The sequence below is a fragment of the Streptomyces sp. NPDC006385 genome, assembly GCF_040612485.1.
In the GTDB taxonomy this organism is placed as follows: domain Bacteria; phylum Actinomycetota; class Actinomycetes; order Streptomycetales; family Streptomycetaceae; genus Streptomyces.
Window position 1 is genome coordinate 240,990 of record NZ_JBEXQG010000001.1, and the last position, 20,203, is coordinate 261,192.

A 20,203-nucleotide genomic window follows, 5' to 3' on the forward strand; every position below is an offset into this window, starting at 1 on the left:
CAGCACCCCGACAGGAGCCCGCACGTGCCCTCCCACACCTTCACCGTCAACGGCAAGACCGTGACCGTCGACGCCCCCGACGACCTGCCCCTGCTGTGGGTGCTGCGCGACCTGCTCGGCGTGCGCGGCCCCAAGTACGGCTGCGGCATCGACGTCTGCAAGGCATGCACCAGCCACCTCGACGGCGAGGCCTGCAACCCCTGCGTGGTCCCGGTGGCCGAGGCCGCGGGGCGGGAGGTCACCACGATCGAGGGCCTCGCGGACGGCGACCGGCTGCACCCGGTACAGGAGGCCTGGCTGGAGCAGGACGTGGCCCAGTGCGGCTACTGCCAGCCCGGTCAGATCATGGCGGCGGTGGCCCTGCTGAAGCGCACGAAGAACCCCACGGACGCCGATATCGACGCGATCGCGAACGTCTGCCGCTGCGGAACGTACTTCCGTATCCGCGAGGCGATCAAGAGCGCGGCCGCAAAGATGGGGTGAGCGCGGCCGCCGGTACGGGGTGGACGCGGCCGGTCACCGACGAGCCGCCTCGCTCCCGACCGCGCGCAGCAGGAAGGGCAGCAGACGGTCCGCCGTCCGCGCCGCCTCGGCCGCGTCCACCCGGTCCGGCGGCGAGGGGGTGAGCAGGAACCTGTTCACCATGGGACCGATCACCAGGTCGCCGAGCAGGTCGGCGTCCTCGACCGGTGCGATCTCGCCCCGGCCCGCCGCGCGTCGCGTGATCTCGCCGACGCGTCGGCGCACGGGCGTCAGGAACGCCGTGGTGAGGGCCTCGGCCAGGGCGGTGTTGTGCGCGGCCTCGCCGATCAGAGCCCGCATCAGCCGCCCGCTCTCGCCGGTCAGAGCGGCGGCCTTGTCCCGGAGCAGGGCGCGCAGATCACCTTCGAGCGTGCCGGTGTCGGGCGACGTCGCGAGCTCCGGGGCGTGGGCCGAGGCAGCGGCGATCACCAGTTCCTCCTTGGAGGACCAGCGGCGGTACAGCGTGGCGGTGGACACCCCCGCGCGGGCGGCGACGGCAGCGGTGGTCAAACCGCCGTAACCGCTCTCGGCCAGAACGGCCAGCGTGGCGTCCAGCAGCGCGCGGTCCCGCGAGGCGTCGCGGGGGCGTCCCTTGTGCGGCCCCGCGTCAGGCATCGGCCAGTCCCGGCAGGTGTTCGGCGAGGTGCAGGGCGTGCAGCCGTGCGAACTCCTCGTGCGTGCAGCGACCGTAGGCGGGGTGCGGGGCGTGCTCTCCCGTGTGGGCGGTGAACAGGGCCACCGCCTCCGCGAGTCCGGCGGCGGCCTGCGTCACCGGCAGGTTCGGGTCCAGCGGCGGGGCTCCGTCGATCTCCGCGCCGAGCGGGTGCTTCATCGCTCCGCGGCGCAGGAAGACATGTTTGGCCAGGACGCCTGCCGTGGCCCGGAACAGGGCCGGCTTGAGCCGGGGATATCCGGTGACGGAGTAGCGGACCGTCTGGGCGCAGTGCTGGAGCGTCTGGGACAGGTTCCAGGTGCTGCCCGGCGCCAGCAGGTCGCGCTCGGGGCGGTCGAGGTCCTTGTGGAGCCGCTCGGTGAGCTCGGCGAGGGTGCGTGAGGTCATGCCGGGAGCGTACCCCATATACGAAACGAAAAGCTTTCGTTTCGTATATGCTCCGGGACATGCTCCCCGACTCTGATCTCGCCCGCGCCGGCAATCCGGCGGAAATCACCGCGCGACTCGGTGCCGCCTTCGCCACCGGCCGCACCAGACCCCTGGACTGGCGGAAGGCCCAGCTACGCGCTCTGCGCGACCTGCTGACGGAACATCAGCAAGTGTTCGCGGCGGCCCTGAACGCCGACCTGGGCAAGAGCGCGACCGAGGCGCACACCACCGAGATCGGCTTCACCGTCAACGAGATCGACCACACGCTGCGCCACCTGGACCGCTGGACGCGCCCGCACAAGGTCCGCACACCGCTGTCGCTCGCCCCGGCCCGGGCCCGCACGGTGCGGGAGCCGCTGGGCACGGTGCTGATCATCAGCCCCTGGAACTACCCGCTGCAACTGGCGCTGGCGCCGCTCGTGGGCGCCCTGGCCGCGGGCAACTGCGCTGTCATCAAGCCCAGCGAGCTCGCGCCCGCGACCTCGGCCGCGCTCGCGCACTGGCTCCCCCGGGTTCTCGACCCGCACGCCGTGGCCGTCGTCGAGGGCGGCGTGCCGGAGACGACCGCGCTGCTGGACCAGCGCTTCGACCACGTCTTCTACACCGGCAACGGCACGGTCGGGCGCATCGTCATGGCCGCCGCGGCCCGCCACCTCACCCCCGTCACCCTGGAACTCGGCGGCAAGTCCCCCGCCGTCGTCGAACCGGGCACCGACCTCGCCACGGCCGCCCGCCGCATCGCCTGGGGCAAGTTCATGAACGCCGGCCAGACCTGCGTCGCCCCCGACTACGTCCTCGCCGTCGGCGAGGCGGCCACGGCGATCGAGCCGCACCTCGCCACCGCGGTCCGCGAGATGTACGGCGCCGACCCGGCCACGAGCGGCGACTACGGCCGTATCGTCAACGACCGGCACTTCGACCGGCTGACCGGGCTGCTGACCGACGGCCGGACCGTCGTCGGCGGCGACCACGACCGTACGGCCCGCTACATCGCCCCCACCGTGCTGGCCGACGTCGACCCCGGCTCGGCCGTGATGCGCGAGGAGATCTTCGGCCCGATCCTGCCTGTCGTCCACGTCCCCGACCTGGACTCGGCGATCGCGTTCATCAACGGCCGGGACAAGCCGCTGGCCCTCTACGCCTTCACCGCCTCCCGGCACTCCAAGCGACGGCTCCTGGCCGAGACCTCCTCCGGCGCCCTGGCCTTCGGCATCCCCAACGCCCACCTCACGGTGCAGGGCCTGCCCTTCGGCGGCGTCGGCGAGAGCGGCCAGGGCCGCTACCACGGCTCGTACTCGATGGACACCTTCAGCCACACCAAGGCCGTACTCGACAAGCCGCTCCTGCCGGACACGCTGCGCCTCGCCTACCCTCCCTTCACCCGCCGCAAGGAGCGCCTGCTGCGACGGATGGCGTGAACCGGGCCGTCGGCACGTCGGCCACGCCCGCTTGATAGGCAAGTTGCCACTTGCCTATGGTGAGGGTGTGGCGGACGACATCTTCAAGGCCCTGGCCGACCCCACCCGCAGGAAGATCCTCGACGAGCTGACGGAGCGGAACGGTCAGACACTGTTCGAGATCTGCGCGCGGCTGACGACCAAGCACGGGCTGGGGTCGTCCCGCCAGGCGATCAGCCAGCACCTCGCCGTGCTGGAAGCCGCGGGCCTGGTCCGGACCCGGCGCCAGGGCCGCTACAAGTTCCACGACCTCACCACCGAACCGCTTGAGCGCATCGTCACCCGGTGGCTCAGGCCCGGCGCCCCGGAGAGCACCCCATGAGGATCCACATCACCAGCGTCTTCGTCGACGACCAGGAAAAGGCCCTGCACTTCTACACCGACGTGCTGGGCTTCGTGAAGAAGCACGACGTCCCGGTGGGCAGGGACCGGTGGCTGACCGTGGTCTCGCCGGAGGACCCGGACGGGACCGAACTGCTGCTCGAACCCTCCGGCCATCCCGCGGTGCATCCGTACAAGGCGGCGCTGCTCCAGGACGGCATCCCGGCCGCCTCCTTCGCCGTGGACGACGTGCAGGCGGAGTTCGACCGGCTGCGCGGGCTGGGCGTGTACTTCACCCAGGAGCCACTGGAGATGGGCACGGTCACCGCCGCGGTCCTCGACGACACCTGCGGCAACCTGATCCAGATCGTGCACAGCGAGCAGGACGTACGGTGAGGGGCCGCGTGCGTCTGTAAGGCAATCCGATTGGCGGAAGATATCCGGCAGTGGCCGGCGAAACGCCGCCGTGGTCCTTCTCGCCCCTGCGCAAACCGGCGAACATCCCGTCATGGAGATCCTGCTCGTCGCCAGCGCGTTCAACAGCTTGTCCCAGCGTCTGTACGCGGAACTGTCGGACCAAGGGCACCAGGTGGACGTCGTGCTCGCCTCGCACGGCGCCGATGCCGTCCGGGCCGCCGTACGCGCATCCCGCCCGGAGCTGATCGTCGCTCCCATGCTCAAGACGGCGCTGCCGGAGGACGTCTGGCGGGAGCACACCTGCCTCATCGTGCATCCGGGGCCACCCGGCGACCGCGGCCCGTCGTCGCTCGACTGGGCGATCGCGGAGGACGCGTCCCACTGGGGAGTGACGGTGCTCCAGGCCCAGGCGGCCATGGACTCGGGCGACGTGTGGGCCGCCCGGACCTTCCCGGTGGCACCGGTCGGCAAGAGCGACCTGTACCGGGGCGAGGTGTCCGACGCCGCCTCGGCCGCCGTCCATCTGGCCGTACGACGGTACGCCGACGGATCGTTCAAGCCGCAGGCCCAGAGCGATCCCGCGATCCGTGTGGTGTGGCGGGACTACCTGCGCCAGGAGCAGCGGCGGATCGACTGGGACGACGACAGCACCGTGACGGTGCTGCGCAAGCTCCGAGGCGCCGACTCACAGCCGGGAGTATTGGACGAGCTCCTCGGCCAGGAGGTGTTCCTGCACGGCGGGCACCCCGAGGACCGGCTGCGCGGACGCCCCGGGGAGTTGCTCGCGACGCGCGCCGGGGCGATCTGCCGGGCCACCGTCGACGGCGCGGTGTGGATCCCGGAGCTGCGCCCCCGCAAGAACTCCGGCGACCCGGCGCCGTTCCGCCGCCCGGCGGCGTCCGTGCTGGCCTCCCTGCCGCAAGCGGCCGGGCTGCGGCTCCCGGAGGTCGCCGCGCCCCTCGAACTGTCCCCCGGCCGACGCACCTGGACCGACATCCGGTACCGGCAGCGCGGCGATGTCGGCTTCCTCGCCTTCTCCTTCCCCGGCGGGGCGATGAGCACCGGCCACTGCCGCAGGCTGCTGGCCGCCTACCGGTACGCGCTGACCCGGCCGACCCGGGTGCTGGTGCTCGGCGGATCCCGCGACTTCTTCTCCAACGGCATCCATCTGCATGTCATCGAGGCGGCCGCGGACCCCGCGGGCGAGTCCTGGGCCAACGTCAATGCCATGAACGACCTGATCGAAGCCGTGCTGCGCACCACCGACCGCCTGGTGGTGTCGGCGCTGGGCGGCAACGCGGCGGCCGGCGGGGTGATGCTGGCCCTGGCCGCCGACGAGGTGTGGTGCCGCTCGGGCGCCGTCCTCAACCCGCACTACCGGAGGATGGGCCTGTACGGGTCGGAGTTCTGGACGTACTCGCTGCCGCGCCGCGTCGGAGCCGAGACGGCGCAGCGCCTGGCGACCGAGGCGCTGCCGGTGAGTTCCGCGGGTGCCCTCGAGATCGGCCTGGTGGACCGGCTGGTGCATGTGTCGGCGCAGGAGTTCGGCTCCGAGGTCGAGCACCTGGCGGCCGCGCTCGCCGACGAGCCGGACCTCGCGCGCCGCGTCGCCGCGAAGGCCGCGGTCCGCCGGGCGAGCGAGGAGCGGCACCCGCTCGCCGAGTACCGGCGGGACGAACTCGCCCGTATGCGCGCGATCTTCTTCGATCCGCATGCCCCGTACCACGAACTGCGGTCGGCGTTCGTCCGCAAGCAGCCGAGCGGCTCCGCCGATCCACTGGCCATCGGGGGTGCGCGGTGAGTGCGGCGGTGAGTGCGCGACGAGTTCCCGGTGCGCGCGGGTCACACCGCCGTCTCGTCGACGCGTTCGGCCACCCAGGCCAAGAACGCCCGTACGTCGGCGGTGGGCAGTGCGGCCGCGGCGGTGCGTGAGGGACGTTCGTAGCTGCGCAGGGCGGCGTTCACGAGCGGTCGGAAGCGTTCCTCGGACGCCGCGACCGCCTGCGCCGCCCGGCGCTTGGCCTGCCAGCGGCCGGTACGGCAGAACTGCACGGAGCGGCAGCCGTTGAGGACCCGGTTGTCCGCGAGATGCCCCGCGCCGGTGCTGTGCTCACGGACCGAGGCACGGAGCGCGGCGAGCACGTCGGCGCGGGCGGGCTCGGCGATGACCTCCCGCGCCGGACTGCCGTACAGCACGCGCCCCGCCTGGTGGGCGACGGAACGGTCGATGACGTACCAGAACGCCGAGGACTGCGCCGGGTCGAGGCTGACCTTGCCGGGCAGCGACGGGCCGGAGTTGAGGTCCAGCAGGTACCCGGCCGCACCGGACGGCCGGGCCGCGAAGTCCTCGTCGTAGACCACCAGCTCCAGTCCCGCCGCGGGGCAGGGCAGAGCGGGGTGCGCGAGCGCGGTGGCCAGGCCGGGCAGGGCTCGCCCGGGCAGCGCCCCGTCCACGACCACCGTGACGTCGGTGTCGCTGCGCCCGTGCCGGTAGTCGCCGAGCGCGACGGAGCCGACGGCGATGACGCTCACCAGGTGAGGTCCGCACACGGAGTGCGTGCGGTGGACGAGCTCCTGGAGGTAGGGGCGGAGTTCGGCCGGAACGGAGTGCGGGTCCACGAGAGTCCGGGTCATGGTGTCAGTGTCCGCGTCCGAGTCCGCGTCCGACCTCCGTTTCGGCCCTGCTCAGGCGAGTTCCACGAGCAGATCGCCGCCCTCGACCTGCTGGATGGGATGGATGGCCAGGCGCGTCACCGTGCCGGACTTCGCGGCGGTGATCGACGCCTCCATCTTCATCGCCTCGATGGTGGCCACCGTGGCACCGGCCGCCACCTCGTCCCCCTCGGCGACCGTGAGGGTCACCACGCCCGCGAACGGCGCCGCCACATGGCCGGGGTTCGCCCGGTCGGCCTTCTCGGTGACCGGGACGTCCGAGGCGGCGGCCCTGTCGCGGACCTGGATCGGGCGCAGCTGGCCGTTCAGGGACGACATCACGGTGCGCATGCCACGCTCGTCGGCGTCGCCGACCGCCTGCAACTCGATCAGCAGCCGCACACCGCGCTCCAGGTCGACGCCGTACTCGTTGCCCGGACGCAGCCCGTAGAAGAAGGCCTTGCTGTCCAGGACGCTGGTGTCGCCGAAGGACTCACGGTGCGTCTCGAACTCGCGCGTCGGTCCCGGGAACAGCAGCCGGTTGAGTGTCGCCCGCCGGTCCTTCGCCAGTCCCTCGCGGTCGTCGGCCGTCAGTTCCCGCATCGGCTTGGCGTCTGCGCGGCCCCGCAACGCCTTGCTGCGGAACGGCTCCGGCCAGCCGCCGGGCGGGGTGCCGAGCTCGCCGCGCAGGAAGCCGATGACGGAGTCGGGGATGTCGAACCGGTCCGGTTCCGCCTCGAAGTCCGCCGGGGACACACCGGCGCCCACGAGGTGCAGCGCCAGGTCGCCGACCACCTTGGAGGAGGGGGTGACCTTCACCAGGCGGCCGAGCATCCGGTCGGCGGCCTCGTACATCGCCTCGATCTCCTCGAAGCGGTCGCCGAGGCCCAGCGCGACCGCCTGGGTACGCAGGTTGGACAGCTGCCCGCCGGGGATCTCGTGGTGGTAGACGCGGCCGGTCGGCGAGGCGAGGCCGGCCTCGAAGGGGGCGTAGACCTTGCGGACGCTCTCCCAGTACGGCTCCAGGTCGCCGACGGCCTGGAGGTCAAGGCCGGTGGGCCGCTCGGAGTGGTCGGTCGCGGCGACGATCGCCGACAGCGACGGCTGCGAGGTCGTCCCGGCCATGGACGCCACCGCACCGTCCACCGCGTCCGCGCCGGCCTGGATCGCGGCGAGGTAGGTGGCGAGCTGGCCGCCCGCGGTGTCGTGGGTGTGGATGTGGACCGGCAGGTCGAACTCCCGGCGCAGGGCCGCCACCAGCTTCGCCGCGGCCGGTGCCCGCAGCAGGCCCGCCATGTCCTTGACGGCCAGAATGTGCGCGCCCGCGTCCACGATCTGCTCGGCCAGGCGAAGGTAGTAGTCCAGGGTGTACAGGCGCTCCGACGGGTCGGACAGGTCGGAGGTGTAGCACAGGGCCACCTCCGCGACGGCCGTCCCGGTCTCCCGTACGGCGTCGATGGCGGGCCGCATCTGGCCGACGTCGTTGAGGGCGTCGAATATGCGGAAGATGTCGATGCCGGTGGCCGCCGCCTCCTGCACGAACGCGTCGGTCACCTCGGTGGGATAGGGGGTGTAGCCCACGGTGTTGCGGCCGCGCAGCAGCATCTGCAGGCAGAGGTTCGGCGCGGCTTCCCGCAGGGCGGCCAGGCGCTCCCACGGGTCCTCGGCGAGGAAGCGCAGGGCGACGTCGTAGGTCGCGCCGCCCCAGCACTCCAGGGAGAGCAGCTGGGGCAGGGTGCGCGCCACGACCGGGGCGACGGCGAGCATGTCCTTGGTGCGCACGCGGGTGGCGAGCAGCGACTGGTGGGCGTCGCGGAAGGTGGTGTCGGTGACGCCGATGGTCGGTGAGGCGCGCAGCCAGCGGGCGAAGCCCTCCGGGCCGAGCTCGGCGAGGCGCTGCCGGGACCCGGCCGGCGGCTCACCGGCCGGCAGGGCGGGCAGCTTGGTCAACGGGTCGATCAGGTTGGGCCGTTCGCCGTGCGGCTTGTTGACCGTGACGTCGGCGAGGTAGGTGAGCAGCTTCGTGCCGCGGTCGGCGGAGTGGCGGGCGGTCAGCAGGTGCGGGCGCCGCTCGATGAACGAGGTGGTGACCCGGCCGGCCCGGAAGTCGGGGTCGTCCAGCACCGCTTGCAGGAAGGGGATGTTGGTGGCCACGCCGCGGATGCGGAACTCGGCCACCGCGCGCCGGGCGCGGCCCACGGCGGTGGGGAAGTCCCGGCCCCGGCAGGTGAGTTTCACCAGCATCGAGTCGAAGTGCGCGCTGATCTCCGTACCGGCGTGGGTGGTGCCGCCGTCCAGGCGGATGCCCGAGCCGCCCGGTGAGCGGTAGGCGCTGATGCGGCCGGTGTCCGGGCGGAAGCCGTTGGCGGGGTCCTCGGTGGTGATACGGCACTGGAGGGCGGCGCCGCGCAGGGTGACCGTCTCCTGCGACAGCCCCAGGTCGGCCAAGGTCTCGCCGGAGGCGATGCGCAGCTGCGACTGCACCAGGTCGACGTCGGTGACCTCCTCGGTCACCGTGTGCTCGACCTGGATGCGCGGGTTCATCTCGATGAAGACGTGGTTGCCGTCGCGGTCGAGCAGGAACTCCACGGTCCCGGCGTTGCGGTAGCCGATCTGCCGGGCGAAGCGCACGGCGTCGGCGCAGATGCGGTCGCGCAGCTCCGGGTCGAGGTTCGGGGCGGGGGCGAGTTCGATCACCTTCTGGTGGCGGCGCTGCACCGAGCAGTCCCGCTCGAACAGGTGGATGACGTCGCCCTGTCCGTCGGCGAGGATCTGCACCTCGATGTGGCGGGGTTCGACGACCGCCTTCTCCAGGAAGACCGTGGGGTCGCCGAACGCGGACGCCGCCTCCCGGGACGCCGCCTCGATGGCCTCCCGGAGCTGGGCGGGCTCCTCGACGCGGCGCATGCCCCGCCCGCCGCCGCCCGCGACCGCCTTGACGAACACGGGGAAGCCGATGTCCTCGGCGGCGCCGACGAGTTCGTCCAGGTCGGTGGACGGCGCCGAGGAACCCAGCACCGGCACGCCGGCCTCGCGCGCGGCGGCCACCGCGCGGGCCTTGTTCCCGGTCAGCTCCAGGATGTCCGCGCTCGGTCCGACGAACGTGATGCCCGCCTCTTCGCACGCCCGGGCCAGGTCGGGGTTCTCGGACAGGAAGCCGTAGCCCGGGTAGACGGCGTCCGCTCCCGCACGGCGGGCCGCGCGGACGATCTCCTCGACGGAGAGATAGGCGCGCACCGGATGTCCCGGCTCGCCGATCTCGTAGGCCTCGTCGGCCTTCAGCCGGTGCAGGGAGTTGCGGTCCTCGTACGGGAAGACGGCGACGGTGCGCGCGCCCAGCTCGTAGCCCGCGCGGAACGCACGGATCGCGATCTCGCCGCGGTTGGCTACCAGCACCTTGCGGAACATCCTTGATCCCTTCAGCCTGCCGGTGACGGAGCACCCATGGTGTCGGCGGTACTCCGTTCACGCCATGTGAGCCGGGCCACTCGCGGCCTAGGCTGTCCTTGAGCCCGATGTGGTCAGGGCGGTGTGAGCGAGGTGCCCTCATGACCAGCGCGAGTCACCGCGGTGCGCGTGCCCCCGATGCGATCGGCGAAACGCCGGATCGGCGCACGTCCGCGGGGGGACACGCGGGGGTGTTCCAGGACCTCCTCCCGCTCGCCCTGTGGGTGGTCGACGCCGACGGGCGCGTGGTGCAGTGGTCGCTCGCCGCGCAGGACCTGCTCGGTCACACGCCGGAGCAGGTGGTGGGCCAGGACGTCAGGCGCGTACTCGTCCCCGAGGAGAACCGGGAGCTGGCCGATCGTCTGGCCGGGACGGTGCGCGCGGGCGCGGCGGTGGTCGCCCGGCTGCCGGTCCGGCATCGCGACGGGACGCTGGTCGACATGGAGATGTGGCACTGTCCGATCGCGGACGTGCGGGGGCGTACGGGTGTGCTGGCCATCGCGGCGGAGACGTCCGCCGTGGAGCGGATGCGGGACGCGCTGGCCGCACTGGAGGGGCTGTTCACCCAGTCCCCGATCGGCCTGGCCATGCTCGGTCCCGACCTGCGTTTCCTGCGGGTCAACGAGGCTCTGGCCCGGATGGACGGCGTCCCGGTGGCAGCGCACGTCGGCAGGCGTGTGACCGAGGTCGCCCCCGGCGCGGGCGCGCTGGAGTCGGTGATGCGGCGGGTCCTGGACCGGGGCGAGGCGGTGGTGGACTTCCGTCACGTCTCCGGCGCGGCGGACCCGGAAGGGCAGCGGACGTGGTCCTGCTCCTACGCCCCCTTGCTCGGCGCGGCCGGCCGGCGGGTGGGGGTGATCGCGTCGCTGATCGATGTCACGGAGGGGCAGCGGGCCCATGCGGAGGCGGAGCGGGCGCGGCGGCGTCTGGCGCTGCTGGCGGAGGCGGGCACGCAGATGGGTTCCACGCTGGATCTGACGCGGACGGCACGGGAGGTGGTCCGCGTCCTGGTGCCCCGGCTGGCCGACTCCGCCGACGTGCAGTTGCTGGAGGAGGCGGTGGCCCCGGACGAGACCGCCGCGTCGGCGCACGGCGTGGTGCGCCGTGTCGCGGCGGTCTTCACCGATCCGGCCGCCCCGGCCGACGACCTCGCGGTCGGCATGACCCTGCAGGTCCCGCCCGGCTCGGTGTACGAGCAGGTGATGAGCGCGGGACGGCCCATGAACCTGTATCTGACCGACATCGGACCGCTGATCACCACCCCGGGCGCCGACCGGCTGCGCGCGTACCTGCGGGCCCGCGTGGGCTCTGCGCGCCTGGTCCCGCTGGTGGCCCGGGGCACCGTGCTCGGCGCGGTCGTGGTCACCCGGACCTACGATCGAGAGCCGTTCGACGACCAGGACACGCTGCTGATCGACGAGCTGGTCGCCCGGGCGGCGCTGAACATCGACAACGCCCGCATGTACAGCCGGGAACGCGACGCGGCGCTCACCCTCCAGCGCAGCCTGATGGACACGTCCCTGCCCACCGTCGGCGGACTGGAACTCACCGGGCGCTATCTGCCGGCCGGCGACCACGAGGTCGGCGGCGACTGGTTCGACGCCATCGCTCTGCCGGACGGCCGGACCGCCCTGGTGATCGGAGACGTGATGGGGCACGGCATCCACGCCGCGGCGGTCATGGGCCAGCTGCGCACGGCCGTACGGACCCTGGCACGCCGGGGCACCGAGCCCGACCAGGTGCTGCGCTCCCTGGACGCCGCCGTGGCCGACCTCGGTGACAACGAGATGGCCACCTGCCTGTACGCCGTGCACGATCCGGTCGCCGGCCACTGCCTGATCGCCAGGGCGGGTCATCCGCCTCCCGTGGTCGCCGACGAGCGGGGCTCGGTCGCCTTTCTGGGCGGAGCGGCGGGCCCGCCGCTCGGCGTGGGCAGGCAGGACTGGGAGGTCCAGCGGCTGGTCCTGCCGCCGCGCAGTCTCCTGGTGACGTACACCGACGGTCTGATCGAGACCCGCGGCACGGACCTCGACCAGGGCATGCGCCGTCTGGCCCAGGCACTGCGGCACCCCGGACGTCCGCTGGAACAGGTCTGCGACGACCTCCTGGCCCACGTCCTGACGGGGGTGGCGGACGACGACGTGGCGGTGCTCCTGGCCCGGGCACTGCCCCGGTGAACCGGGCCGCCGGACCGGCACGAGGGTCACTCGGCGGACCGTCCCGGCCGCGACGACGACGCGCCCGGAGCCGATACTGGAGTGAGCCACCGCAGTGGCAGGCATGCGGAACGACAGGAGCGCCCAGGGGCGCCGTACGGCGGGGCCGCGAACCGCGCGAGATGGGTGGGCGATGCACAACACATCCCCTACGTCGCTCAGCGAGAGCCCGGAGGATCCGTTCTCGGTCCACCGATCCGCGTCGGCCGTGCTGGACGGCCGCGGACGGGTCGTCGCCTGGAGCGAACAGGCCACCGCGCTCCTCGGGCACCGCGCCGAGGAGGTGCTGGGCCGGCTGGTGCGTGAGGTCCTGGTCGACGACGGCGACAAGGCCGTGATCGCCGAGGCGACCGCCGCGTGCCTGCGGGACGGCGGCTGGTTCGGGCTGCTGCCGGTGCGGCATCGCGCGGGCCACCGGGTGTTCGTGGGGTTCAGGGCCCGGAAGGTGCAACGGCTGGACTCGACCGTCGAGTGGCTTCTCGTCGGCTCGCGCGCCGAGGACGTCGTCCAGTGGGACATCGACCGGGCCGTGCTGGACGGCTTCTTCAGCCGGTCCCCGGTGGGTGTCGCGCTCCTCGGCCCGGACCTGCGCGTGCTGCGGGTGAACCGGGCGGTCGCGCGGTTCGGCGGGCTGCCGCCCGAGGCGTACCGCGGGCATCGCACCGCCGACTTCCTGCTCGCCCCGGACACGGAACTGGTCGAGGAACGGCTCCGGCGCGTTCTGGAGACGGGCGAGCCCCTGATCTTCGCCGAGCAGCCCTGCCGGCTGCTGCGGGACCCGGGGAAGGAACTGATCGTCTCCGTGTCCGCCTTCCGGATGCAGGACCCCGCCGGCAGGGTGCTGGGCATCACCGAGATCGTCGAGGACGTCACCGACCGTCATCGGGCCCGCCGGCGACTCGCGCTGCTGAACGAGGCCGGCGCGAGCATCGGGAGCACCCTGGACGTGGCGAGGACCGCGCGCGAGCTGGCCGAGGCGGCGGTTCCCGCGCTCGCCGACGCCATCTCGGTGGACCTGCTGGAACCCGTGACCCGCGGGGAGGAGCCGGCCCCCGACGCCATGGGCCCGTTGCGCAGGACGGCGGTGCGCAGCGTCCGGCCCGAGGCGCAGCGGGTGATGTATCCCGTCGGCCATCTGTTCTCCTTCCCCGAGGAGACCGCGCCGGCCCGCTGCCTGGCCGAGCGGCGTCCGGTCCTGGAGCCGCTCCTTGAGGGCAACCGCGGCTGGTTCTCGGCCGACCCGGCACGGGCGGAGAAGGCGCTCGCGCTGGGTGTCCACTCGCAGATGGTGGTGCCGTTGGCGGCGCGTGGCGTCATCCTCGGCCTGGTCTGCCTGTGGCGCTCGCAGCGGCCGGAGCCGTTCGAGGAGGACGACCTCACCCTGGCGGAGGAGTTCGCCGCCCGGGCCGCGGTCTGCATCGACAACGCGCGCCGCTACACCCAGCAGCACAACGCCGCCGAGGCGCTGCAGCGCAGCCTGCTGCCGAGTGAGGTGCCCGACCATCCGGCGGTCGGGACGGCGCACCGCTACCTGCCCGCGCACGCCTCCACCGGTGTCGGCGGCGACTGGTTCGACGTCATCCCGCTGTCGGGACTGCGGGTCGCGCTGGTCGTCGGCGATGTCGTCGGGCATGGCATGCACGCCTCGGTGACCATGGGCCGGCTGCGCGCCGCCGTGCACACGCTGGCACACCTCGACCTGGCGCCGGAGGAGGTCCTCGCCCGGCTCGACGACCTGGTGGACCAGTTGGCCACCGAACAGCGGGCGGCCGAGGGCGCAGCCGCCCCGATCGTGGGCGCGACGTGCCTGTACGCGATCTACGATCCGGTCTCCCGGCACTGTGCCATGGCTCGCGCGGGGCACCCGCCGCCGACCGTGCTGGGCCCGGACGGCCGGGTCCGGACGATCGACCTCCCCGCCGGGCCGCCGCTCGGCGTGGGCGGGCTGCCGTTCGAGACGGTCGAGCTCGAAGTGGACGAGGGCAGCCTGATCGCCCTGTACAGCGACGGCCTCCTGCGGGCCGAGTCCCGGGACATCGACCAGGGCCTCGCCCTGCTGCGCTCCGCGCTGGCCGGTCCGTTCCACGCCCTGTCCCTGGAGCACACGTGCAAGGCGGTGGAGGACGCGATGCTGCCCGAGCGCCCCGCCGACGACGTCACGCTGCTGCTGGCCCGGACCCGGGTGCTGGCGGCGGAGAACGTGGCCACCTGGCAGCTGTCGGCCGAGGCCACCGCGGCCGGCCGGGCCCGGACGCTGGTGAGGGACCGGCTGTCGGAGTGGGGGCTGGAGGAGTTGGCCTCCACCACGGAACTGATCGTGAGCGAACTGGTCACCAACGCCTACCGGTACGCCGGCGGACCGGTGCTGCTGCGTCTGATCCGGGACGACCACCTCATCTGCGAGGTCTCCGACACCAGCAGCACCTCGCCCCACCTGCGCCAGGCACGCGGCACCGACGAGGGCGGCCGCGGGCTGTTCCTGGTGGCCCAGTTGTCCGAACGGTGGGGCACGCGCTACGGCCGCGACAGAAAGACGATCTGGGCCGAGCAACCGCTGTCGGCACGTCGGACGGAACGTCGGACGGAGCCGGGCGCCTGACCCGAGTCCGGTCCGACTGCGTTTCCGACCGACCTCACTGCTGGTCGTCGGGTGCGAGACGCCGGAAGCGGCTGCCGTGGAAGACGAGGGGAGGTGTGGCCGGATCGGTGCGGACGCGGTGGATCCGCAGGAGGGCGATCGTGTGGTCGCCACCGGGCAGTTCCGCGGCGAGCGAGCACTCGAACCAGGCCGACGCCCCGTCGAGGAACACCGCGCCCTCCGGGGTGGCCCGCCAGCGCACGCCGGCGAACCGGTTCCGGTCCCTGTCGGCCAGGCGGCGACAGGCCGCGTCCTGGTCCTCGGCCAGGACGCTCAGCCCCAGCCGCCGCCGGTCCCGCAGCCGCGGCCAGGTCGACGAAGAAGCCCGGATGCACACCGACAGCAGGGGCGGCGTGAGGGACACGGAGGTGAAGGAGCTGACCGCCATGCCGACCGGCTCGCCGCCCACCAGACCGCCCACGGCCGTCACGCCGCTGGGGAAACACCCGAACGCCTGCCGCAGCGTGCGGGCGTCCGGATCGGCGGTGTCGAAGTCGACCGCCGACGAACGCTCGTCCTCGGGGGGGGGAGAGAGGTGAAGGACTGCGCGGGTTGCCGGATCCGTCATCGAGCTTCCTCTCGACCAGCCTGTGGGTGACCGGGAACGGCGGGCGTCAGGGCAGGGCGGCAAGCGGCACCGGCGATGCCGTCGCGGCGCCGGATCCCGCTCGCCGCCCTCGCACCGGCGATCGCCTGCCTCACCGTCCCGTGACGAGTTGGATCACCTCCGAGCCGTCAGGTGAGAGGCGGGTGCGGATCTCCGCCTTGTGCGGGTCGCCCTCAAGGATGGCCGCCATCATGCTGGGGCCGCCGTTCGAGGAGAACCGCACCGCTTCCGCGTGGTAGAGCGTCCGCAGCCGGCTCAGTTCGAGACCGGTGATCCCGGCCAGCCGTGGCACGAGTCCGGCTTCCTCCGGGTCCATCGGCTCGCCCTCGCCGTCGAGCAGCGAGCGCACCGCGTCCGCCCGGGCGGCGAGGTCGGGCTGCTCGGCCTCCAGGTACGCCTCCAGCCGCTCGCCCTTGTCGGTGAACGGCGAGTAGAGCATGCAGACCAGTTGCTCCTCCGTCAGGCCGTACGCCTCCTCGGCGAAGCCGCCGGCCACGGCGCGCATCCGGGTCGCCGCACGCGGGCCGCGATACCGCTCGCGCATCACCTCGATCAGGTTCTCCGGGAACTCCTTGACCCGCATGAGCGACTCGGCGAAGTCCACGTACTCGGCCAGGCCCTCGGCGTACTCACGGCCGTGGACGCGTTCGGACTTCAGGGCCCGCAGATGCGCCATGATCGTCGGGTTGCCGCAGTCGGACTCGGTGAAGCTGAAGGCTATTTCGTCGAACTCGAACCGGAGCAGTTCGGTGAGCAGCGCCCAGTGCTCCCCCGACGAGTAGCGGGTGTCGTCGAAGATGGAGAAGAACCGGATGTCCTCGGAGACCTCGCTCGTCACCGCCCGCTCGCCGATCTCGGCGCTCGCCTCGGGGCCGTAGACCTCGGCGAAGTAGGCCGCCGCGATCATGTCGGTGTCCTGGAGGAAGCCGCGGAAGCCGGCCCCCGTCCGGCGTGGCCGGCGCGGGTTCACCTTCCGGCTGAGACGACGGATCCACCAGCTGTAGGCGCGCTGTTCCTCCGGCGAGTCCCCGGTGATGATCACGTCGACGCCGGCGCCGTGGGCCGCGGCGGCGCCGAACGAGTTGACCATGCTCAGGTTGCAGGCGTTGCAGAAGGTGGGCCGGGCCTCGCCGTACGTGCGGTGCCCGGTCATCAGCAGATCGATACGGTTGCGGTCCACGATCTGTGCCGGCAGCGGCTCGTGGCGTGCGAAGGGCTTCACCGCCGGGCCGTCGACCAGCAGCATCTCGCAGTCCGGATCGTCGGTCATGCCGAGCGCGGTGTAGGCGCGGTCGATGTTGTCCATGACGGCCTGCGGCATGCCGGCGTGCCGGTTGGTGGCCGAGCGCAGCTTGAACGTGGTGCCCAGCCGGGCGAACAGGCACAGCTGGACCGCCCGCACGAACGCCAGCGTGTACGAACTGTCCTTGCCGCCGCCGTACGCCACCATCACGACGTTGTCGGCGACCTGGTGCCGCGGCAGCGCGTCCCGCAGCCGCGTGGCGCACTTCTCCACGCCGGCCACATCGGTGTCGGACAGCGTCGACCGCAGTGCGGCCAGCACCTCCGCGCGGGGTTCGGCCTCCCTCGGTTCAACGGACATTGCGACTCCTCCTCTTCGCCATCACAAGTCGGGCGTCCTGCCTGGAGCGCCCGAGCCCGGCGATCCCCGTGGTCGGCTCCCCGGGCCCGGCGCCACCGGCGAAGAACTCCGCCATGGCCCGCACCGTGGGGTGCCGGAACAGCTCCGTCACGCCGACGTCCTTGTCGAACGCGCCGCGCAGCAGTTCGCGCAGCCGGATCAGCAGCAGCGAGTTGCCGCCCGCTTCGAAAAAGTTCGTGGTGGCTCCGACCGAACGGCCAAGGACCTGCTCCCAGGCGTCGGCCACCGTCTGCTCCGCGGCCCCGGCGGGCGGCTCGACGGCCTCCGGCGCGGCGTCCGGCCGAGCGGCCGGGGCGCTGAACATCGCCAGGACCTGTTTGCGGTCGAGCTTGCCGCTGACCAGCAGCGGCAGGGACGGTACGACCTTGATGACGGACGGCACCATGTAGCCGGGGAGGCGTTCCTGGAGCCCGGTGCGCAGTTCCTCCGCCACCACCGTGGCCCCGTTCGCCGGGGAGACCGCCGCCACCAGCCGGTCGCCGCCCTCCCGTCCGACCGCCGCGCAGGCTTCGCCCACGCCGGGATGGGCCAGCAGCGCGGCCTCCACCTCGCCGAGCTCGATCCGGGCGCCGCGCAGCTTCACCTGGTGGTCGGCCCGTCCGACGAACAGGATGCGGCCGTCGGGGGCGTGCCGTACCAGGTCGCCGGTCGCGTACAGCCGCTCCCCGCCCTTGGTGGAGAACGGGTCCGGGACGAAGCGCTCGGCGGTCAGGTCGGGGCGGTTGAGGTATCCCCGGCTGACGCCGGCGCCGCCGAAGTGGAGTTCGCCGACGACACCGGGCGGCACCGGTCGCATCCGGGAGTCGAGGACGTACGCCGTGGTGTTGTGCATCGGCCGGCCGAGCGGGATCGGCTCGCCCGGGCGTACCACGTTGTAGAGCGAGAACGTGGTGGTCTCGGTCGGCGCGCACATGTTGTAGACGACCTCGACGCCCGGGAGCGCGTACAGGTCTCGGAGCACCGAGGGCGGCAGCACCTCACCGTTGGAGAAGACGGTGCGCGCCGTCTCGGGCAGCCCGCCGATCTTGAGCAGTTCGGCCCAGATGGACGGCACGGCCGTGATCACGGTCGCGTTCTCGGCCCCCGGCGTACGGGCCAGGGCCAGCGCGTCCTCGGCCACGACGACCCGGCCGCCGCAGCCGAGCGCCGTGAAGATCTCCCACATGCAGACGTCGAAGGCGAGCGCGCTGATCAGCGGTACCATCTGCCACAGCTCGGTGCCCAGTTCCCGGTGCGCCCAGGTGATGATGTTGATCAGGTTGCGGTGCTCGAGGACGACGCCCTTCGGGCCGCCGGTCGATCCGGAGGTGAACAGGATGTAGGCGGCGTTGGCCGACACCACCGGGGAGGCGACGGGTCCGTCGGGCCGGTCGGCGACCAGCCAGTCGCGGTCCTGCCGGTCCAGACCGACCACGCGCGCGCCCAGGCCGTCGAAGAGAGCGGTGCTGTCGGGGTCGGCGAGCACCAGTGCCACCTCGGCGTCCGTCACCAGGGTGCGCAGCCGCAGCGTCGGCAGTGCCGCGTCCAGCGGGACGTACACGCCGCCGGCCTTGAAGATGCCCAGCATCACGGCGATCAGTTCCAGGGAGCGCGGCAGATACACGCCCACCCGGATCTCGGGTCCGATGCCCCCGGCCCGCAGGAAGTGGGCTACGCGGTTGGCCTCCCGGTCGAGTTCCCCGTACGTCCAGGTCCGCTCGCCCGCCTGGACGGCGACGGCGTCGGGGGTGCGCTCCGCCTGCTGTTCGACGAGCTGGTGGATGCACAGATGGGCGGGGAAGTCGACGGCGGTCCGGTTCCACTCCTCGACGACCAGCTGCCGCTCGCGCGCACCGGCCTGCACGAGGCAGGAGACCGTGGTGGAGGGGTCGTCGCCGATCCGCTCCAGCAGGATCTCCAGGCGGGTCAGCAGTCGGTCGATCGTCGCCGCGTCGAACAGGTCGGTGCGGTAGCCGAGTTGGGCCAGCAGACCGTCGGGGGTCTCCCGGAGTGTGAATTCGAGTTCCACCTTGGCGGTCGCCAGGTTCGCGAAGCCGCCGGTGAACACCAGCCCGGCCGCGCGGGTCGGCGGCCGCAGCGGCTCGTATCCGAACAGCACCTGGTACAGCGGGTAGTAGCTGGGGTCGTGAGCGACTCCGAGCTCGCGCAGCACGGCCTCGAAGTCCAGGTCCGGGTGGTCGTGCGCGTCCAGGACGTCGCCGCGCCTGCGCGCCAGGATGTCGGTGAAGGGCTGGTCGGCGGTGAACTCGGTGCGCAGCACGACCGGCTTGGCGAGATAGCCGATCTGCCGCAGGCTGTCGACGGTGTCACGGCCCGAGAGCGCGGTGCCCATGACGACGTCCGGGGCGCCGTGCTGGTGCAGCAGGGTGGCGCAGGCCGCCTGGAGGACCATGAACATGGTCGTGCCGGTCCGCCGCGCCACCTGTTCCAGTGGCTCGATGACGGCCGCGGGGATCAACCGGGAGCGGCGTGCCGCCTCGTGCTCGGTGCGCGCCGGGCGCGGACCCTGGATCGGCAGCTCCATCACGTCCGGCGCCCCGGTCAGCCGCTTCGTCCAGTACGCCAGCGACCGCGCGGCGTCCTCCTGCGCCGAGTCGGCCTGGCGCCGGCAGTGCGCGCGGTAGTCCGGCGGCTCGGGCAACGGGGAGGGACGGCCGTCGGCGAACGCCTCGTACAGGGCGGCCAGTTCATCCTGCAGCACACCGGCCGAGACGCCGTCGAACACGCTGTGGTGCGTGGTGACGACCAGCTTGTGCAAGTCCTCGGCCAGGCGGAACAGCGCCGGTCGGAACATGTGCCCGGCCGCCAGGTCGAACGGCTCGCACGCGCTGTCGTCGACCAGTCGGGCCGTCTCCCGCGCACGCTCGTCGGCGGGCAGGCGGGAGAGGTCCACGACGGGCAGCGCGACCGGCTCCGGCGCACGGACGACCTGCGCGAGCCCGCCGTCGACGGTCCGGATCGCGGTACGCAGGGCGGGGTGCCGGGCGGCGATCCCGTCCAGGCAGCGCCGCAGGACCGCGACGTCCAGCGGTCCTTCGATGTCGAGGGTGAACGGGAGGTTGTAGAAGGGGTCCTGGGGGCGCATCTGGGCCAGCACCCACAGGCGGCGCTGGGTGGCGGAGAGAGGAACTATCGCAGAGTCCATGGCAAGCAAGGCCTTC

At 72.6% G+C, this 20,203-nt stretch carries 14 protein-coding genes; 7 read left to right on the plus strand and 7 right to left on the minus strand.

What is annotated here, in order from left to right:
- Positions 1-24: 24 nt before the first annotated feature.
- Positions 25-483, plus strand: coding sequence for a (2Fe-2S)-binding protein (locus ABZ078_RS01170; RefSeq protein WP_356570344.1), 459 nt, complete (start codon positions 25-27; stop codon positions 481-483).
- 33 nt (positions 484-516) lie between these two features.
- Here ABZ078_RS01170 and ABZ078_RS01175 read toward each other — a convergent pair whose 3' ends face one another.
- Both ABZ078_RS01175 and ABZ078_RS01180 read right to left on the minus strand, forming a co-directional pair.
- Positions 517-1,137, minus strand: coding sequence for a TetR/AcrR family transcriptional regulator (locus ABZ078_RS01175; protein WP_356570345.1), 621 nt, complete (start codon positions 1,135-1,137; stop codon positions 517-519).
- Positions 1,130-1,582, minus strand: coding sequence for a DUF1569 domain-containing protein (locus tag ABZ078_RS01180; RefSeq protein ID WP_356570346.1), 453 nt, complete (start codon positions 1,580-1,582; stop codon positions 1,130-1,132). The genes ABZ078_RS01175 and ABZ078_RS01180 overlap by 8 nt, the downstream gene beginning before the upstream one ends.
- A 59-nt stretch (positions 1,583-1,641) precedes the next feature.
- On the opposite strand from ABZ078_RS01180, the gene ABZ078_RS01185 reads away from it, so the two are divergent.
- The 4 genes from ABZ078_RS01185 (at position 1,642) to ABZ078_RS01200 (ending at position 5,620) form a co-directional block, all read left to right on the plus strand.
- The gene (locus ABZ078_RS01185) at positions 1,642-3,042 is read left to right on the plus strand and encodes an aldehyde dehydrogenase family protein (protein ID WP_356570347.1); all 1,401 of its coding nucleotides are present in this window, start codon (positions 1,642-1,644) and stop codon (positions 3,040-3,042) included.
- Between the two features lie 67 nt (positions 3,043-3,109).
- Positions 3,110-3,403, plus strand: coding sequence for a metalloregulator ArsR/SmtB family transcription factor (locus ABZ078_RS01190; RefSeq protein ID WP_356570348.1), 294 nt, complete (start codon positions 3,110-3,112; stop codon positions 3,401-3,403).
- Positions 3,400-3,798: a VOC family protein gene (locus ABZ078_RS01195; protein WP_356570349.1), complete on the plus strand. Its 399-nt coding sequence runs from the start codon at positions 3,400-3,402 to the stop codon at positions 3,796-3,798. Before ABZ078_RS01190 ends, ABZ078_RS01195 begins: the two co-directional genes overlap by 4 nt.
- A 112-nt stretch (positions 3,799-3,910) precedes the next feature.
- Complete coding sequence (locus tag ABZ078_RS01200) at positions 3,911-5,620, plus strand: enoyl-CoA hydratase-related protein (RefSeq protein WP_356570350.1); 1,710 nt, start codon at positions 3,911-3,913, stop codon at positions 5,618-5,620.
- Positions 5,621-5,661: 41 nt separating this feature from the next.
- Here ABZ078_RS01200 and ABZ078_RS01205 read toward each other — a convergent pair whose 3' ends face one another.
- On the minus strand, positions 5,662-6,453 hold the full coding sequence (locus ABZ078_RS01205) for an aminoglycoside adenylyltransferase domain-containing protein (protein WP_356570351.1): 792 nt from the start codon (positions 6,451-6,453) through the stop codon (positions 5,662-5,664).
- 51 nt (positions 6,454-6,504) lie between these two features.
- Positions 6,505-9,879 (minus strand): pyruvate carboxylase, encoded by a 3,375-nt coding sequence (locus ABZ078_RS01210; RefSeq protein ID WP_356570352.1) that lies wholly within the window; start codon positions 9,877-9,879, stop codon positions 6,505-6,507.
- A 140-nt stretch (positions 9,880-10,019) separates the two neighbouring features.
- On the opposite strand from ABZ078_RS01210, the gene ABZ078_RS01215 reads away from it, so the two are divergent.
- Together ABZ078_RS01215 and ABZ078_RS01220 are read left to right on the plus strand one after the other, a co-directional pair.
- Positions 10,020-12,095: a SpoIIE family protein phosphatase gene (locus ABZ078_RS01215; protein WP_356570353.1), complete on the plus strand. Its 2,076-nt coding sequence runs from the start codon at positions 10,020-10,022 to the stop codon at positions 12,093-12,095.
- A 172-nt stretch (positions 12,096-12,267) separates the two neighbouring features.
- Positions 12,268-14,733, plus strand: a complete 2,466-nt coding sequence (locus ABZ078_RS01220) for a SpoIIE family protein phosphatase (RefSeq protein ID WP_356570354.1) — start codon at positions 12,268-12,270, stop codon at positions 14,731-14,733.
- 34 nt (positions 14,734-14,767) lie between these two features.
- Here ABZ078_RS01220 and ABZ078_RS01225 read toward each other — a convergent pair whose 3' ends face one another.
- From ABZ078_RS01225 to ABZ078_RS01235, 3 genes are all read right to left on the minus strand, one after another.
- Positions 14,768-15,340 carry a flavin reductase family protein gene (locus ABZ078_RS01225; RefSeq protein WP_356570355.1) on the minus strand — a complete coding sequence of 191 codons (573 nt, stop codon included), beginning with the start codon at positions 15,338-15,340 and terminating at the stop codon, positions 14,768-14,770.
- A gap of 130 nt (positions 15,341-15,470) precedes the next feature.
- Positions 15,471-16,982: a PqqD family protein gene (locus ABZ078_RS01230; protein WP_356570356.1), complete on the minus strand. Its 1,512-nt coding sequence runs from the start codon at positions 16,980-16,982 to the stop codon at positions 15,471-15,473.
- Complete coding sequence (locus ABZ078_RS01235; RefSeq protein ID WP_356570357.1) at positions 16,972-20,187, minus strand: amino acid adenylation domain-containing protein; 3,216 nt, start codon at positions 20,185-20,187, stop codon at positions 16,972-16,974. Before ABZ078_RS01235 ends, ABZ078_RS01230 begins: the two co-directional genes overlap by 11 nt.
- Between the last annotated feature and the right edge of the window lie 16 nt (positions 20,188-20,203).

What these genes read in the sequence shown, in the direction of transcription:
- ABZ078_RS01175 (WP_356570345.1), bottom strand. Translation starts at nt 1,137, where the DNA reads ATGCCTGACGCGGGGCCGCACAAGGGACGCCCCCGCGACGCCTCGCGG.
- ABZ078_RS01180 (WP_356570346.1), bottom strand. Translation starts at nt 1,582, where the DNA reads ATGACCTCACGCACCCTCGCCGAGCTCACCGAGCGGCTCCACAAGGAC.
- ABZ078_RS01185 (WP_356570347.1), top strand. Translation starts at nt 1,642, where the DNA reads ATGCTCCCCGACTCTGATCTCGCCCGCGCCGGCAATCCGGCGGAAATC.
- ABZ078_RS01195 (WP_356570349.1), top strand. Translation starts at nt 3,400, where the DNA reads ATGAGGATCCACATCACCAGCGTCTTCGTCGACGACCAGGAAAAGGCC.
- ABZ078_RS01200 (WP_356570350.1), top strand. Translation starts at nt 3,911, where the DNA reads ATGGAGATCCTGCTCGTCGCCAGCGCGTTCAACAGCTTGTCCCAGCGT.
- ABZ078_RS01205 (WP_356570351.1), bottom strand. Translation starts at nt 6,453, where the DNA reads ATGACCCGGACTCTCGTGGACCCGCACTCCGTTCCGGCCGAACTCCGC.
- ABZ078_RS01210 (WP_356570352.1), bottom strand. Translation starts at nt 9,879, where the DNA reads ATGTTCCGCAAGGTGCTGGTAGCCAACCGCGGCGAGATCGCGATCCGT.
- ABZ078_RS01215 (WP_356570353.1), top strand. Translation starts at nt 10,020, where the DNA reads ATGACCAGCGCGAGTCACCGCGGTGCGCGTGCCCCCGATGCGATCGGC.
- ABZ078_RS01220 (WP_356570354.1), top strand. Translation starts at nt 12,268, where the DNA reads ATGCACAACACATCCCCTACGTCGCTCAGCGAGAGCCCGGAGGATCCG.
- ABZ078_RS01225 (WP_356570355.1), bottom strand. Translation starts at nt 15,340, where the DNA reads ATGACGGATCCGGCAACCCGCGCAGTCCTTCACCTCTCTCCCCCCCCC.
- ABZ078_RS01230 (WP_356570356.1), bottom strand. Translation starts at nt 16,982, where the DNA reads ATGTCCGTTGAACCGAGGGAGGCCGAACCCCGCGCGGAGGTGCTGGCC.
- ABZ078_RS01235 (WP_356570357.1), bottom strand. Translation starts at nt 20,187, where the DNA reads ATGGACTCTGCGATAGTTCCTCTCTCCGCCACCCAGCGCCGCCTGTGG.